The organism is Paenibacillus sp. FSL L8-0340 (assembly GCF_038593145.1).
Taxonomy (GTDB): domain Bacteria; phylum Bacillota; class Bacilli; order Paenibacillales; family Paenibacillaceae; genus Paenibacillus_AQ.
In genome coordinates this window covers 6,153,387-6,168,976 of record NZ_CP151967.1, presented here as the reverse complement: position 1 = coordinate 6,168,976, position 15,590 = coordinate 6,153,387, and the positions used below count along the sequence as shown (strand labels likewise).

The following is a 15,590-nucleotide window of genomic DNA, read 5'->3' as shown; positions in this document are numbered from 1 at the left end:
GAATTAACCTCCCCGTTTATGACGGTAATGTTGGACATTCAGATAAGATTGCTCCAGCTTGGGAATGAAATCGCCAAACCGGGTGCTGACCATTCCGGTGAACAGGATATCAATGATATGCAGCTGCGCAATCCGCGAAGCCATATCCCCCCGCCGCATTCCCTGCTCCAGCGAGGAGGAGAACAGCGGGATATCCGCCAGTGTGGCCAGCGTGCTGCTGCCGTAAGAAGTCAGCGAGATCGTGGCCGCACCGCTGGCTCCGGCACAGCTTAAGGCGTCGATCGTTTCCGGGGTTTCCCCGGAATAAGAGACCGCAAACGCCACATCGCCGGCAGAGAGCGAAGAAGCGGAGGTGATCTGCATATGTGAGTCTGCAAAAGCGGTGCAGTTCACGCCGATGCGGATCAGCTTCTGGTAGAAATCCTGTGCAACGATAGAGGAGGTGGCCATCCCGTAGAGATCAACCCGGCGAGCCCGGCACAAAACATCAATGGCTGCTTGCAGCCGCTCGAGATCGAGTAGTGAGGTGGTGTCCCGGATCGAAGTCAGGTGATTGGCCTGCATCGCTTCGACAATGACCGAAAGCGGATTGCCCGCGACAATATCCTGATAAGAGGAGCCGCCTTCCTGCGGCGAAGCATCGCTATGGGCAATTTCTGAAGCCAGCTTAACCTTGAAATCGGGGAAGCCTTTGAAATGCAGCACCTTACAAAACCTTGTAATTGTCGCGGGACTAACACCGCATTGCTCTGCCAGCTCCGTGATGCCCATATGGACAATCTCCGCTGGTGAGGCCAGAATGCGTTCCGCCAGCTTGCGTTCCATTTGGGATAGCTTTTCCTTCTCGTGCTCCAGGACATGCAGGATAGGAGAAATAAGCTCCACCTTCTTTTCTTAATGTGAATGAATGCAATCATTTTAGTGACTGAAATTATTTTTATTAATATATACATTTATAAGAAAATTATTTTCATATTTAGAATAAAACAAATCCCCAAGCTATGCAAGGGGGAGATTCCTACAATTAGCCTCCTAAGTCTGCTGGAGCAGTGCAGGGAGTTATGAAAAAACTAAGAAAAACCAGTCAGCTTCTTCTAGGGGAAGCCGGCTGGTTCAAATTTGCAAGTGCTAAATGCTGCTAAATGCTAAATGCTGTGTGGGTCTTGGATCAGAAGATCAGATTGGAGGTGTAAACTGTATTACAGCTCCAAATTCAATATTCACCGTAGTTGCGACTGATCCTGTACTTTAAAGCCTTAAGTTCAATCTATATAGCGGGAAAAGTTGGAACTAAAAAGACGATATAACGTATATGAGGAAATTAATGGGAAATACGCCCGCTAATAACTCACAAATATAACTAACTGGGATATTTGTAGATATTAGCGGTAAGAATTCACGCAATTCAGTTGATAAGCAGTATTCGTACAAAATTAACGTGCATATTTCCCGCTGTAATTACATTAAGCGTATGAATACGCTGGAAAATGCACATAGTTGAGCAATTCCAATGTAGCCAAACCAGCAAACATTACTTAATGCTGAATGGACATTTTCGTGCATCGGAATAGACCTATAAGGGCTATCTTGACGGTTACCGTATATTCTCATGTAGTAATACACAGATTGCTTTTTGGAGCCGGAAAAAGAAAAATCCATTGCACAATCTACATTTAAAATTGCAGATTTATTGTAGTGGATGATCCTGGCGACTTAATATCAGCCTGCTGTCCGTGATTTGCCCACAGACCTGCCGCGCAGCATTTCCCAGAGAATAAACGCCAGAATGAGCACTTGGGGCAGTAAAGTCTCCCATGTTGGATACAACCCCAGCCAACCGACCGACGGCAGCCCATTCTCCACATGTGCCGGCAGTTTCCCGGCTACCTGCAAGGAATGGATGCTCTCGCCGAGAAAGCGGAAGACAAGATAGTAGATCAGCACCATTGCTGCGCGGAAGAAGGCAGCGATCGGCAGCTTGGCGCTTAGGGCAATAATGGCATAACCCAGAATGATCAGCACGACCAGCGCGGCTCCGATCCCGAGCAGCAGCTGTGAGGTTGCTATGGATGGCGCCATTCCCACATAGAATATGGTCGTTTCAGCCCCTTCACGCAGAACGGCGAGCGCAGCTACCAAGAATAAAGACCATAGGCTGCCCTTAGCCAGCGCACCGTCCACCTGCCGCCCGACATATTTATTCCATGCAGCGGCGTTCGATTTACTGTGCATCCAGCGGCCGATTGTGAGCATCATTACTACTGCCACAAGTCCGGTAATCCCTTCAATCAGTTCACGCGCGCTTCCGGAGGCTGCTTGTGAAATGGTGTAGGTTAGCAAAACAGCCAGGCCTATACTACTGGCGAGACCTGCCGCAGCACCGGACCAGACCCAGCGCCGGGTCTTGGGGCCGCCGTCTCTTTTTACATAGGACAGCAAGGCGGAAAGTACGAGAATCGCTTCAAGGCCCTCACGGAGCAGGATTAATGCGGCGTCCCAGGCCGTATAGGCTGTGTCACCGGCCAGTGGAGTCAGCTCCGCGAGCATCGTGTCCATGGTAGCCAGCGCCTGATTAAGCTTCGGCGGATCGGACAACAAATCGCCGGTAACGGCTGCGCTCTCGTTCTCGATATTCGCATACACCTTGGGTGATGCGATCTGCACCTGTCCTTCGGCTGAAGGCCAGGCTGCAATAAACTGTTCCATGATTCCCGCCGCACCGGCACTGTCTCCGGATTCTGCTGCTGCTGAAGCTTTCTTCAGGTAGCTGATAAGCCCCCCGATCGAAGCAGGCTGTGCTGACACGTCTCCTGTGTCAACCGTCTTGCCTGCACTGTATTCGGCCAGCAGCGTATATAAAGCTTCGGCCTCCGCTTTTGCCGCCTCTTCGCGGAGCGGCTCGGCCTGCAGCGCAACGCGCAGCAGGCTCATCTTCGTCTCCAGCAAGCCGTAGACGGCGGGATTGTCGGCCCGGATGCCGCGCTCCGCCGGCGTCCAGCCGTTCACAACGGCGCGGTAGGCTTCCGCCGCCGCCTTCCAGTCGGCGCTGCGCGCCGCATCCCGCGTGCGCTCCGCCGCGGGCAACAGCTTCGCCGCCGCTTCGAGCCCGGCGGCGCTGGTGTCACCGCCGCCTGTGCCGGAGGCGGCGGTGACGTACGCGTCCACGCTTTTGGCCAGCGTGGACAGCGCGGTTGTCGCGGGCTTGCCGCCGCCCGCCGCCAGGGCTTCCGCCGCGCCAGCGAGCGCGGCTTCTACAGCGGCAGCCGGATCGGCGAGTGCCGGGTCCGGCGTGCCGCTGTTCGCGGTGCGCCACAGCGCCGCGAACGACTCCACATCGGCGGCGGCCGCATCCCAGCGGCCCTGGCCGGCTTCGACGAGCGCGCTGCCAACTGCGGGCAGCAGCTCGTCATGCCGGCTGTCTTCCGCCGCCACGGCAGCTGCTGGTTTGCAGAGCAGCAGCAGGAAGAGGCAGCCAAACAGTACGGCTGCCTTCAGCGCGGGAACTAACCCGCGCTCATGCAACCGCACCCGTTTGGTGCCCGTGCTTTCCAGTCTGCGCTCATGCAACCGCACCCGTTTGGTGCCCGTGCTTTCCAGTCTGCGCCCATGCAACCGCACCCGTTTGGTGCCCGTGCTTTCCAGTCTGCGCTCATGCAACCGCACCCGTTTGGTGCCCGTGCTTTCCAGTCTGCGCTCATGCAACCGCGCCGTTTTGGTGCCCGTGCTTTCCAGTCTGCGCCCATGCACCAGCTCTGGCTCGTGTCCAAGCGCCAATGCTGTCCCACTTTCATGCACCCGGCCCAGCTTACCCTTGACTTTCGCCTTGTACGGCAAGCCATATTTATACTGTCTAGCAAATAACATCGGGAGTGTCCCCTTTCAATAATGGACAGGCAGATCCGGGAAGGCTGGACGGATCTGCCTGTCAGCATGCTGGTTGCTGACTCATGCTGTGTTATCGTGTTCAGCCCAGCAGGGCTTCGCCGATATACCCGCCTTCGCGGACACCGGGGAAGCAGGCGAATACCGCACTGCCGGTATGAACCATATATTCATTCAACCGGTCGTTTTTGGACAGACGCTGCTGGATGCTGACGAATTGTTTAATAAGATCCTTCTGGAAGCTGATGAACAGAAGACCCGCATCCAGCTGGCCTGTTTTAAGATCCATTCCACTGGAATAGGAGTAGGAGCGCCGGAGCATTTTGATCGTGCCGTCACCATGGGCCAGCGCGGAATGCGAATCCGGCGGGATGACGGGCTTGCCGGAAGCATCGGCGGCGTCCAGTTTAAGTTCGGCGAATTCGTCAGTGGCTCCAATTGGCGCGCCGCTGTGCCTGTGCCGTCCAAAGGTCGCTTCCTGGTCGCTCAAGGTCGAGCGGTCCCAGACCTCAATGCGCAAACGCACACGGCGGACAGCCATGTAAGTGCCGCCGTTCATCCAGGCAGGCCCATCGCTGCTGCTGGTCCACACAACCTTGCGCATTTCGGCATCGTCTGTAGCATCGGGGTTGCCTGTTCCATCTTTAAAGCCTAGCAGATTGCGCGGGGTGCCTCCTTTCAGATCAGCTCCCGCTGTACGCTGGAACCCTTCCTGGGTCCAGCGCAGCACGGCTGTGCCGCGGGCAATCCGTGCGAGATTGCGTATGGCGTGGAACGCCACCTGCAGATCATCAGCACAAGCCTGTACACAAAGATCTCCGCCGCACCACTGCGGCTCCAAACTGTCTCCCGTAAAGGCTGGGAGGTCGGCAAGTGAAGATGGACGTTTCGGGGCTAACCCAAATCGTCCATCAAAAAAAGCCGGTCCAACCCCAAACGTTAGCGTACACCGGGAGGGGGTCAGGCCATCGGCTTCTCCGGTATCGGACGGCGGAAGATTAGGATTGTCGTTGACATTGCCGATCAGACTGCCGGAGGTCAAAGCCGCCGCAGCCTCTGTCCATGACTTCAACAGCTTTTTCACATCGTCCAGCTTCGTTGTTGTCAGATCAAACGCCGCAAAGCAGAGAAAGTTCTGTGCAGGTGTAATAATTCCGGCCTGGTGTGCTCCGTAGAACGGGAGGGTATCGGCGGCAGGAGCCAACGAAGCTGCGGGTGTTTTGGCAGCGGATTGGCGAGCGGCCATCAGCCCTCCTGCACCTGTGCCGCCCAGCAGCAGACCGAGCCCGGAGGCACCGGTAAGCCGCAGCATATCACGGCGGCTTAGCTTTTTATTTAACATTTGCTCACTTTTGAATTCTTCCTCAGGCTGCTTTTTCATTTGGTCACACTCCTAGAATAGTCCCCATGTTGGACAGAGGTTCAGCTAAGGCATCCAGATTCTGGCTCAGCTTGCGCACTTCGTCTTCCTTGAGTGTTTCGTAGGAGACATAGCCGTCACCTGATTTAAATGGAGCGAGTTCGTCCAGTAGTGCCGTAAACCGTTCGCCGATGGTCTGCTCGAGCTCTGGGTCCTTTTTGGCAAGCTCGGGTTTCAGCAGCTCGTAGATTTTTTGCGCACCTTCTACATTGGCGACAAAATCATACAGATCCGTGTGTGAATAACGTTCTTCCTCGCCGGTCACTTTGGAGGAAGAGACTTCGTTCAGCAATTCGACTGCACCGGTAACGAGCAGATTTGCATCAATCTCCGCTGTTTCCACCTTGGCGCGCAGGAGCTGGGCATCCTTTAGCAACCGATCGGCGACTTCAGACATGCCGTCAGTCGTACTGTTTTGCCAGAGGGCCTGTTCGATTTTATGGAAACCGCGCCATTCGGCCGCATCCACATCATTTTCACGGGCATCGATATTGGGATCAAGATCTCCGAGCGCTTCGGCAATCGGTTCAATCCGCTCATAATACATACGGGCCGGGGCATACAGCGCCTTCGCTTCGTCGAGACTTCCTGCTTTGACGGCGTTCGTAAAGTTTTCCGTCTGCTTGACGAATTCGTCGCATTGTTCAATGACGTAGGTCCGGTATTGCTCAATGGCTGTAGAGAAATCGGCGGCAGTGGCATCAGCTGTAGTAACCGGAGCTGCTGTAACTGCGCTGCCATTTACTGCAGCCTCATTGTTGTTATCCTTATTATTATTCTCATTGCCGCTGCAGCCTGCAAACAGAATGGAAGCAGCCAGCAGCCCGGCGGGAACAGCGTAACTAAATTTCAATCAAAACACCCCTTTTTCTAATGTAAGAACTTGTATGCAAATGATAATCGTTATCAATTATGCTGGAATTATCATAAATCCCTGCACAGTGGCTGTCAACAAAAAAATGTGATATTTCTCATAGCTGAAAAAGAGCAATAAAAATCCGCCCCTGAAACAGGGACGGAAGCAAAGCGCATCCAGGCACCTGTAAAGCTGCGGATGGGATGTAATCAAGTATTTAATTGTAAATGAGCCGCTGGTAAAGGCAATTCAGAAAGGATTCCTTTAAACCGTAGAGCGCTCAATAATCCGGTATGCCAGCTTGCGGTACACCGGGAGCGTACTGTCCCCGCTGATCTGTTCATGGATAATCCGGAAAGCAGAGGCTCCCATCTCGTATAGCTGATTATCAATTGTAGTAATCTCCAGCAGCCGTCCGATCGGCTGATTGTCAAAGCCCATCACTGCCAGATCTTCAGGAATGCGCAGCCCGTGCTTGCGTGACTCGATTATCAGTCCGGCTGCGACATGGTCGCCGGAAATGATAACCGCATCAGGCCGCTCCCGCATCTCAAGCAGCGAGCGCGCTGCGGCCGCTCCGTGTTCTTCGGTCATACAGTCGTAGATCATCCATGCTTCCTGAAACGGTAGCTTGTTCTCGGCAAGAAACTCACGAAACGCGGATTGGCGGATGGAGGAGGAGCTACCATTCTGTCTGCCTTCGCAGTAGCCGATTTTACGGTATCCTTTGCCAATCAAATACTGCAGGCCGTGACGGAAAGCAGCGTAATGCTCAATATACACAGAGGAGAAACGGCGTTCCCCGCTGTTCTGGCAGGTTACAATCGGACCGTAGGCGGTGTATTCCTCAATGACTTCGGGCTGAAGTGCTGTGGATACGATAACGACACCGTCAATTTCTTTATTGCGCAGCATTTCAAGCACCTTAAGCTCTTCCTCAGGTGAATAATTGGTCTGGCAGAGAATCAGCCGATACTGCGCGAGCAGCGCCTCATGAGCAAGGCCGTCCATGACAATGGAGAAATAAAAGAAGTTGATAAACGGCAGGATCACCGCAATGGCTCCGGTACGGCCGGTAATCAGATGCACGGCGTTCATATTCCGCGTGTAGTTTAACTGCTCTATGGTATCAAGCACAGCGGCTCTTTTGTCTTTACTCACATAAGGATGATTATTAAGCACACGCGACACGGTTGTTACGGAAACACCGGCGATGCGGGCGATTTCTTTTATATTGGCCATCGGCGCAGCAGCCTCCTGAGTCAGGGGTATAATGATTTTATTTTATCACATCTCCCCTTGGAAACCTCCCGAATAAAAACACTTGCTATGGAATCCATTTCATAAATTACACTGGGGTTGCAACAGCTTACCGGATAAACCGGCGTTACCGAAAGGGCGTGACGGACCGGTGATGCCTGTTATTTTGCCGCCTAGAGGCGGCTTTTTCAATATAAAAAAATATGGCACGCCTTGTCCTTGATCCCTTTCTCCGCTACTGCCCATTTTAGAGCAGCGGCAGCACCATTAACATGCCCCATACATAGTATGATTTGACTGTATCCCTTTACCTTGTTATACCAAACAAACCCGAGCAAGGAGGGGTGACACCATTGAAAGGGAACGAACATCATAGCAAATTTCTGTTGACGCATCGCGAGCGCGAAGTATTCGAGCTTCTCGTGCAGGACAAAACAACACGGGATATTGCCGGATTGTTATTCATCAGTGAAAAAACCGTCCGCAACCACATCTCCAACGTCATGCAAAAACTAAACGTAAAAGGCCGTTCGCAAGCGGTTGTCGAGCTGATCAAGCTTGGGGAGCTGAAAATATAGCTGCCGTGCTTTCGCAGTGATGAATGCGTTTAAGCCTTCTTTTACCCTTCGGGGTGAGGGGAGGTTTTTTGTTTACTCACCAAAACAACTAAATAGTGAGTTAGATCACAAACTAATTTTTATGACATGATAAATTAAAGCTATTAAGGTAATTCAGGAGGATCTGTGATGACAAGATATGAACAGCAAAGGCGCTTTCTTAAATCTAATTTTCATGAATTTAAACATATAAAAACAGATAAGATCAAAGGAATTACACAACCGCCAATTGTTAAGCCATTTGAATCGAAATCACTAATTATTGATTTGCCAAAGGTGAGCAAAGACGTTGTGTGTACAGAGAATATTTTTGATTGTATAAATCAGAGAAGAAGTACAAGATTTTATTCAGCGGAAACTTTAAGTCTGGATGAGTTATCCTATTTATTATGGGCTACCCAAGGGATTACTGGTATTAATAAGAACGGACTTACGCTGCGAACTGTACCCTGCAGTGGGGCGACACACACATTTGAAACCTATTTAATTATTATGCGGGTAGAAGGCATTCAACAAGGAATTTACAGATACCTTCCTGTCGAACATCAGCTATTATTTATGTTTGAATTAGATGAACTTGAACAGAAGATTGATGCTATTACTTTAGATCAGCCATTTGTCCCTAACTTTGCAAAAAAGGCTTCTGTCCTGTTTGCATGGAGTACAACACCATATCGCTCCGAATGGAAGTATGATATATCAGCTCACAAAAAAATCCTCATCGATGTTGGACATGTATGCCAAAACCTTTATTTATCCAGTGAATCTATCGGTGCAGGTGCTTGCGCAATTGGAATTTATGATCAAAAGCTAATTGATGAGATTTTAGAATTAGACGGTGATGAAGAATTTGTTATCTATCTTGGCGCAGTTGGGAAGAAACGAGAATAGATTGTTTCCTGACCAATTTGTTTTGCTTCTATTCTTGACTATCACGAGGAAGAAGACAAGAAAATAATAACGGATGTTGCGCCTGTAAGGGTGATAGCCGAGAAGGATGCCAACAGAGAGTTTTTTAGTGCTGAGACTGGCAGTATTGTTTATCATACCTCCAATAAGGATTGTATCATTCATTTGCGAAAAGACCCTTTATTAAGAGTGAGACGCAAGGTATGAGGATTGAGTACGATGGACAACTCCCTACAGTCACGCTTACTGTCTGCTATCGTGGTCAAACTTTACAGGTAACAGATATTATTATTGACACGAAGATCTGGCGTGGACGGACTTTGAGGGCTATCCTTTCGAAGATGTGGGTTCGGGATTATACATCCGTAAATATGCGGTGGAAGAGGATTACCATGTGCTGGTCAGCGGCAGGAGCCTCGACAAGGCCCCTGATACGGTTTACCTTGTGAACCCGACCGGAGAGCAGAGCGATCTACGGCATGTGGAGGTTTGGAAGTTATAATTGGAAACGTAAATAAAAGGCCGTCAGCTCCGGAAGCTTAAGTTCCGGATATGGCGGCCTTATTTCATAAGAAGGTTAGTCAAGCTGTATCTGAAAGCTCATGTGGCTAGTGATATTTGATGGTCTTAATGCGTGACTCTTGTTCATAAGTAAGCGGGCTCGGGGTTTGAGGCGTGTGCAGGTGCCGCTGCACGGTGTATTCCATGTTCCGGTAATCTTCCTCTCCTGAAACGGTCCATGGCTGCCAAATACCGGATACCCAATTCTTAATTTCCTTTAGTCCTTCAAGCATTTCCTTCATCCTCCTTGAGCGATGAAATCAATAGATTTTTATTACCTTGGTTACGCTTACATTATAGCATGACTGATCTGTTTTTAAAAGAGGTGTCCACGGGAAAAAGACAAAATTTATAACTGAAAACAGATGTTTAAAAGGTTTTGTGTCTTCCTGAAAGATTGATGTCTCTATACAGAAGACACTCTCAAATCAAAGCATCCGTTTCATACGCATTCATAAATATCAATGAAAATTTTGGGGATACTACCTTAAATCTTATGGCGAAGGGCGTGGTTAATATCATGGATTCAGGTTCGCAGAATACTCTTACGCTCGGACATATTCTTAAAGAATTTGATCAATGTGCCGATTTGATTCACAGGACCTTTCCGGATATACAGACGGATATTGTGTACTTTCCAGCTATTGTGGACAATACCTTGTTTATCAAAGAAATTCTGGAGCCGTTTTCCCGCGTTCAGCTTCAAGAAGCCGAACAACTGTTCAAGCAGTCACAATTCCTTCAAGTGACTGATAGCAAAGCAGCGGTTATTGGCATCCTGGAGGGCTGTGTCGCTGTCTCTCACCGGGACAGCATTTATTTATTGAATGCTTATAAACCGGAGGCCCGCAATGTTCAGCAATCTGAGACGGAAACCATTATCGCGGGTCCCCACGATGCTTTTGTGGAGTCAGCATTAACAAACCTCTCCTTAATCCGCAGCAGAATAAAAAGCTCCCATTTAAAAATCAGAAAGTATTCTATCGGAGAAATATCCAAAACAAGTGTGTATGTTCTTTACATCGAGGATATTGCCAATCTGACCTTTGTTGAGGACCTGGAGCGGCGGATTCAAGGAATAGAAACAGATGCTATTAATGACGGAGGGACGTTGACCCAATTCATCGAAGATAGACCGAATTCGGTGTTCCCCCAATTTTTGACCACCGAAAGGCCGGATGTTGCTGTATCCAAGCTGGCTGCCGGGCGGATCATCACGATTATTGACAACAGCCCGACAGTCATCAGTGCTCCGGCCGCTTTTTTTGAATTTTTCTCCTCCCCGGATGATTACTACCAGCGCTGGACTTTGGGGACGGCTCTGCGGCTGTTGAGATTACTGGCCCTGATCATTACGATCACTTTTACAGCCATGTATGTCTCCGTAACCACCTTTCATTACGAGATGATCCCCGAAGCGCTGCTGAGAACGCTGGCGGAATCACGCAACAAGGTGCCCTTTCCACCTGTATATGAGGCACTGCTTATGGAGATCATGATTGAGCTGCTGAGGGAGGCGGGTGCGCGTCTCCCTAGCAAGATCGGACAAACAATCGGGATCGTAGGCGGTATTGTTATCGGACAAGCGGCAGTACAGGCCGGTCTGACCAGTAATGTGCTTATTATTGCTGTTGCTTCATCTGCTATCGCCTCTTTTGTCATTCCCAGCTATATGATGAGCGCCTCCATCCGTCTGATCCGCTTCGGGATTATCATCCTTACCGGAATATGGGGGAATATGGGACTTGTAATGGGAATCGCCCTGATTGTGATTCATTTATCCAACCTGACCAGTCTGGGCTCATCCTATATGATCCCTGTTGCACCTATGAAATCCGCTGATTGGAAGGATGTATTTATCCGTGCGCCATTCTCCATGTTAAGAACCCGGCCCTCACAGGCACAAACGTCTAATACGATCAGGCAAAAAAACAGAAAGTAGGAATGGCAGGCTATGATGGACAAACTTCGCCCCTTTCATATTACCGTTCTTGTCTATATGGCGCAGGCCGGGATCGTGATGTTTACGTTACCGCGCAGTCTGGCCGATTATTTTGGCACGAACGGCTGGCTGGTTCTGATCCCCTGTTTCCTGCTGTCGTCATTTAATATTTATTTGATTTCTCTGGTCTTTCGGCTAGGCAAGGGACGCTCCGTCTTTGAAATCATGGAACAGTCTATTCCTAAGTGGATACTCTATCCTTTTTACATAGGCTTAGCGTCTATCTGGCTGATCTTCGCCTGCATGATCGGGAAAAAGTATGTGCTGTTATTTCAGATGCTCTCTTTCCCGACTACGAATCCGATGATCTTCAAGCTTGCTATGGACATCCTTCTTTTTCTAATCATTATCAAAGGGATTTATTCGATATCCAAAACAGCAACGCTTTTTTTCTGGATGACGACATGGATGTTCCTGCTGCTGCTGTGGTTTTTTCCGGCCTTCCGCTGGGAGAGATTCACTCCGTTCATTCTCGAGGGTGGACATGACCAGGTTAAAGGGGGAATAGAAGTGTATGCCGCATTTTTGGGTTATGAACTGTCCATTCTGCTGTTTCCTTACGTGGAAAAAACGAAAAAGTCGATGACCGCCATTTATCTCGGTAACACAATTTTAACCCTATGCTACCTTTCTCTCTGTCTTATTTGTTTCGGCTTCTTCAGCCTGGGCCAGTTAAAAAAGCTGCTGTATCCCGTGCTTGATTTGCTGGCCTATATCCAGTTTCCATTCATTGAGCGGCTGGAAAATTTGCTCTACGGCTTTTTTCTCTTTTTAATTCTGATGACTGTCGCGATGTACTGGTGGGCGGCAGAGGAGGCTCTAAAGAGAATCGTACCGAAGTTAAAGACAACGGTACTGGTATTTGTAATGATTGCTGTTTCCTACGGTATCTCTTTTATCCCGAAGACTTTAGATGAGGTTAACGTCTGGATCACCAATCTGGGTTATGTGGCAGTTGGAATAGCCTTTGGATTTCCGAGCTTATTACTTATGGTGCTGTTAATTCAGGGAATTGGGAGGAGCTCAAATGAATAATAAGCTGTTCATTTCAATGACTGTTTTGCTGCTATTAACCGGCTGTGAAAGTGATGAACGGATTCTCGAAAAGCTGGGCATGGTGCAGACGTCAGGCTATGATTTGTTGGAAAACAGTAAGCTAAAGGTGACCTCCTGCGTTCCGGTAATTGATCCTAACTCCGCTATCCGCCGGGAACTGCTGACTGCGGAAGTGAACAGCATCAAGGAAGCGCGGCTGCATTTCTCAAGGCAGACCGACCTGAAGGTAGTCAGCGGACAGCTAAGAGAGTCCATGTTCGGAGCGAAGCTGGCAAAAGCAGGTGTGGAGGATTATATCGATACGCTGCTGCGCGATCCTTCCATCGCGCTCGGCGTCAGAGTAACTGTTGTTGAAGGTGATGCCGGAGAACTGTTGACCAAAAATTTCAAGCCGCATACAGATACTGGACGTTATATTACCCATATGCTGGAGAAAGAGGCTGCCGGCAACAGCATCCCGGCAACGACTTTTTATGAGTTTTCCAGGGATTACAACGATGAAGGAATTGATCCCGTTGCTCCCATAGTGAAGGATGACGGGAACAAGGTACTCATTGACGGTATTGCTTTGTTTCAAGAGGACCGTTATGTTACGAAAGTTTCGGCTAAGGACGGGATTATCTTCGGTCTATTCCGTGATGATCTGAGACAAGGAGAAATCGCAATCAATTTAGGGCAAGAGGACGGCAAGCAGGTCGTTGTCATGTTCAGCTCCTTGTTAAACAAACGTAAGATCAAAGTGCATCATCTGGGGGACGGGCGTTTTAAGATAGATCTCTCTGCCTCGATCAAGGGTTCGGTGCTTGAATATACCGGCAAGCAGAAGCTAAATGAGGAAAAGGATAGAAAGGAATTGGAGAAGCAGATTTCAGAATATATTACAGCCAAAGCCCAGAAAATGGTCCAGCAAATGCAGCAGTATAACGTGGACAGTCTCGGAATCGGTGTGCACGTCAGAAACAGCTTGTCCTACAAGAAGTGGAAGGCCCTGAATTGGAGAGAGGTATATCCTGAAATTGAGGTGGAGTGCCAGACGAAAGTCACTATTAAAGACTACGGGAAATATTCATAAAAGAGCTTGTCTGCGATTTATTTCAATTTAAAAATATACAAAATAGGACAATGGGTGTAAAATTGCAATTACTTAATGCTTCCCGGGGGAGCATGACGGTTTTTGCATGCCTATATGTGAATTAATGCGCATGGCAAGAGTACTAGAAAAGAGATGGAGGCTACGAGATTCATGGGGAGAAGAAACTGGAAACAAGTAATGATGCTGTTTTTGCTGGTCGCTGCGGTCAGTATGGTTGCCGCTGGCTGCGGAACTTCAAGCAATAATACTGTGTCGAAAAATACAGGAGCCGCTGCAGGGGAAGCAAAGGCGGACACGAATGCACCGGCTGAAGCGGTTACGGTGTCGCTTGGTCTGCTGCCTTCAATTGATGCCATTCCTTTCATCATTGCCCACGAGCAAGGTTTTGACAAGAAACATAACGTCAATCTGGATATCCAGACCTTTAAGAGTGCCAAGGACCGTGACGTGGCCTTCCAAGCTGGCAAGGTGGACGGATTGAGCGCTGATCTGGTGGCGATTTCCATCTACAACGAGGCCGGTCTGGACGTGAAGATTACCAGTACAACAACAGGTGAGTTTGATCTGCTGACCGGGAATGACGAAATCCAGGAAGTGAAGGATCTGAAGGGCAAAACGGTTATTCTGTCCAAGAATACCTCTACCCAATATACCGTTGCCATGATGCTGAAACAGGCAGGTCTGACGGAAGAGGATATTACAGTAACCGAGGTTCCGCAAATTCCGACGCGGCTGGAGCTGCTCAAGAATAAAAAAGCCGACGCGGCTGTTCTGCCTGAGCCATTCGTCACCATGGGCAAAACCTCGGGACTGCGTGTACTTAGCTCGACGGTATCAGCAGGCGTGAATCCGTTCGTGCTGGCGTTCCCGCAAAGTGCGATCGACGCTAAGGGACAAGCCATCCGCGATATGTACACAGCGTATGATGAGGCAGTGGAGTATATGAAATCCCATGACCAAGCGGAATATATTGATCTTATTATCAAAGAAGTAGGCTATCCAGACACACTGAAGGATGAAATTAAAGTCCCTGAGTACCTGCCTGCCTATCAGGTGGATGTGAAGGAAGTTGAGGCGGCATTTGCCTGGGCACGGGAAAAAGGCCTGCTGACCAAAGATATATCGGCTGAAGAAGTGATCTCCGATGTCCAGTTTAAGAAGTAGCGGACTCCGCATTAAAGAGCTTCAAGTTGAATATAAAAACGGTCAACTGGCTCTGGGACAAGTCAATCTGGATTTGCCGCAGCATGGCATTTATACGATAATCGGCCCCTCGGGCAGCGGTAAATCTACACTGCTGCGGGCGATTGCCGGCTTGCTGCCGGGTTATCAGGGCGAGCTGCTGTTCAACGGGAAATCCGTGCATGACAAAGAAACACTGATTGGCCTTGTTCCGCAGAACTACGGTCTGCTGCCCTGGAAGACCGTTCATGACAATATTCAAATGGCGATGAAGATTACCCGGCCTGCGGGCGGCAGCAAGCAAGAACGGGAAACGCAGATTCATCATTGGCTGACGTCGATGGGAATTTCCGAATTGAGTGGCCGTTATCCGCTTTCGCTGAGCGGCGGCCAGCAGCAGAGGGTAGCGATTGCCCGGGCATTTGCCATTCTGCCGACGATCCTGCTGCTGGACGAGCCTTTTTCAGCGCTCGATGTCATTACACGCGAAGCACTGCAGCAGATTTTTCTGGACAATTGGCTGGCTAACCCAACTACGACACTGTTTGTGACCCATGATGTGGAAGAAGCGATTCTGCTGGGCCAGAAAATTATCGTCATGCCATCGGTCAAACAGGACACCCCGGAAATTCTCGACAATAGCGCTGTGTTCGGCATGAAGCATGAGGACAAGCGGGAAAGTAATGAGTTTTTCGAGCAGACCAAGCAAATCAGAAAGGTAATGCAGGAGAAATGGTGAAAAAACAGCAGCT

General features: G+C 49.5%; 14 protein-coding genes. 8 read left to right on the top strand and 6 right to left on the bottom strand.

Annotated elements, in window-relative coordinates; genetic code table 11:
* Window positions 1-3: 3 nt before the first annotated feature.
* The 5 genes from NST07_RS28270 to NST07_RS28250 form a co-directional block, all read right to left on the bottom strand.
* Window positions 4-876: a MurR/RpiR family transcriptional regulator gene (locus NST07_RS28270; protein WP_341097773.1), complete on the bottom strand. Its 873-nt coding sequence runs from the start codon at window positions 874-876 to the stop codon at window positions 4-6.
* Between the two features lie 843 nt (window positions 877-1,719).
* Window positions 1,720-3,864 carry an FTR1 family protein gene (locus NST07_RS28265; RefSeq protein ID WP_342480601.1) on the bottom strand — a complete coding sequence of 715 codons (2,145 nt, stop codon included), beginning with the start codon at window positions 3,862-3,864 and terminating at the stop codon, window positions 1,720-1,722.
* A gap of 100 nt (window positions 3,865-3,964) precedes the next feature.
* Window positions 3,965-5,263: an iron uptake transporter deferrochelatase/peroxidase subunit gene (gene efeB / locus NST07_RS28260; RefSeq protein WP_342480600.1), complete on the bottom strand. Its 1,299-nt coding sequence runs from the start codon at window positions 5,261-5,263 to the stop codon at window positions 3,965-3,967.
* Window positions 5,264-5,267: 4 nt separating this feature from the next.
* A complete protein-coding gene (gene efeO, locus NST07_RS28255) occupies window positions 5,268-6,155 on the bottom strand; it encodes an iron uptake system protein EfeO (RefSeq protein WP_341095970.1) in 888 nt (295 codons plus the stop codon).
* A gap of 267 nt (window positions 6,156-6,422) precedes the next feature.
* A complete protein-coding gene (locus NST07_RS28250) occupies window positions 6,423-7,400 on the bottom strand; it encodes a LacI family DNA-binding transcriptional regulator (RefSeq protein ID WP_341095968.1) in 978 nt (325 codons plus the stop codon).
* 371 nt (window positions 7,401-7,771) lie between these two features.
* Here NST07_RS28250 and NST07_RS28245 point away from each other — a divergent pair, with 371 nt between their 5' ends.
* The 3 genes from NST07_RS28245 (at window position 7,772) to NST07_RS28235 (ending at window position 9,446) form a co-directional block, all read left to right on the top strand.
* Window positions 7,772-7,996, top strand: coding sequence for a LuxR C-terminal-related transcriptional regulator (locus NST07_RS28245; protein WP_019908812.1), 225 nt, complete (start codon window positions 7,772-7,774; stop codon window positions 7,994-7,996).
* Between the two features lie 168 nt (window positions 7,997-8,164).
* A complete protein-coding gene (locus NST07_RS28240) occupies window positions 8,165-8,926 on the top strand; it encodes a SagB/ThcOx family dehydrogenase (RefSeq protein WP_341095967.1) in 762 nt (253 codons plus the stop codon).
* A gap of 361 nt (window positions 8,927-9,287) precedes the next feature.
* Window positions 9,288-9,446, top strand: coding sequence for a hypothetical protein (locus NST07_RS28235; RefSeq protein ID WP_341379695.1), 159 nt, complete (start codon window positions 9,288-9,290; stop codon window positions 9,444-9,446).
* Between the two features lie 106 nt (window positions 9,447-9,552).
* Here NST07_RS28235 and NST07_RS28230 read toward each other — a convergent pair whose 3' ends face one another.
* Window positions 9,553-9,738 carry a hypothetical protein gene (locus NST07_RS28230; protein ID WP_038595962.1) on the bottom strand — a complete coding sequence of 62 codons (186 nt, stop codon included), beginning with the start codon at window positions 9,736-9,738 and terminating at the stop codon, window positions 9,553-9,555.
* Between the two features lie 263 nt (window positions 9,739-10,001).
* Here NST07_RS28230 and NST07_RS28225 point away from each other — a divergent pair, with 263 nt between their 5' ends.
* The 5 genes from NST07_RS28225 (at window position 10,002) to NST07_RS28205 (ending at window position 15,577) form a co-directional block, all read left to right on the top strand.
* Window positions 10,002-11,447, top strand: coding sequence for a spore germination protein (locus NST07_RS28225; RefSeq protein WP_341095966.1), 1,446 nt, complete (start codon window positions 10,002-10,004; stop codon window positions 11,445-11,447).
* A 12-nt stretch (window positions 11,448-11,459) separates the two neighbouring features.
* The gene (locus NST07_RS28220) at window positions 11,460-12,542 is read left to right on the top strand and encodes a GerAB/ArcD/ProY family transporter (RefSeq protein ID WP_341095965.1); all 1,083 of its coding nucleotides are present in this window, start codon (window positions 11,460-11,462) and stop codon (window positions 12,540-12,542) included.
* A complete protein-coding gene (locus tag NST07_RS28215; protein ID WP_341095963.1) occupies window positions 12,535-13,635 on the top strand; it encodes a Ger(x)C family spore germination protein in 1,101 nt (366 codons plus the stop codon). Before NST07_RS28220 ends, NST07_RS28215 begins: the two co-directional genes overlap by 8 nt.
* A gap of 171 nt (window positions 13,636-13,806) precedes the next feature.
* Complete coding sequence (locus tag NST07_RS28210; protein WP_341095962.1) at window positions 13,807-14,820, top strand: ABC transporter substrate-binding protein; 1,014 nt, start codon at window positions 13,807-13,809, stop codon at window positions 14,818-14,820.
* Window positions 14,801-15,577, top strand: coding sequence for an ABC transporter ATP-binding protein (locus tag NST07_RS28205; protein WP_341095960.1), 777 nt, complete (start codon window positions 14,801-14,803; stop codon window positions 15,575-15,577). The genes NST07_RS28210 and NST07_RS28205 overlap by 20 nt, the downstream gene beginning before the upstream one ends.
* Window positions 15,578-15,590: the final 13 nt, after the last annotated feature.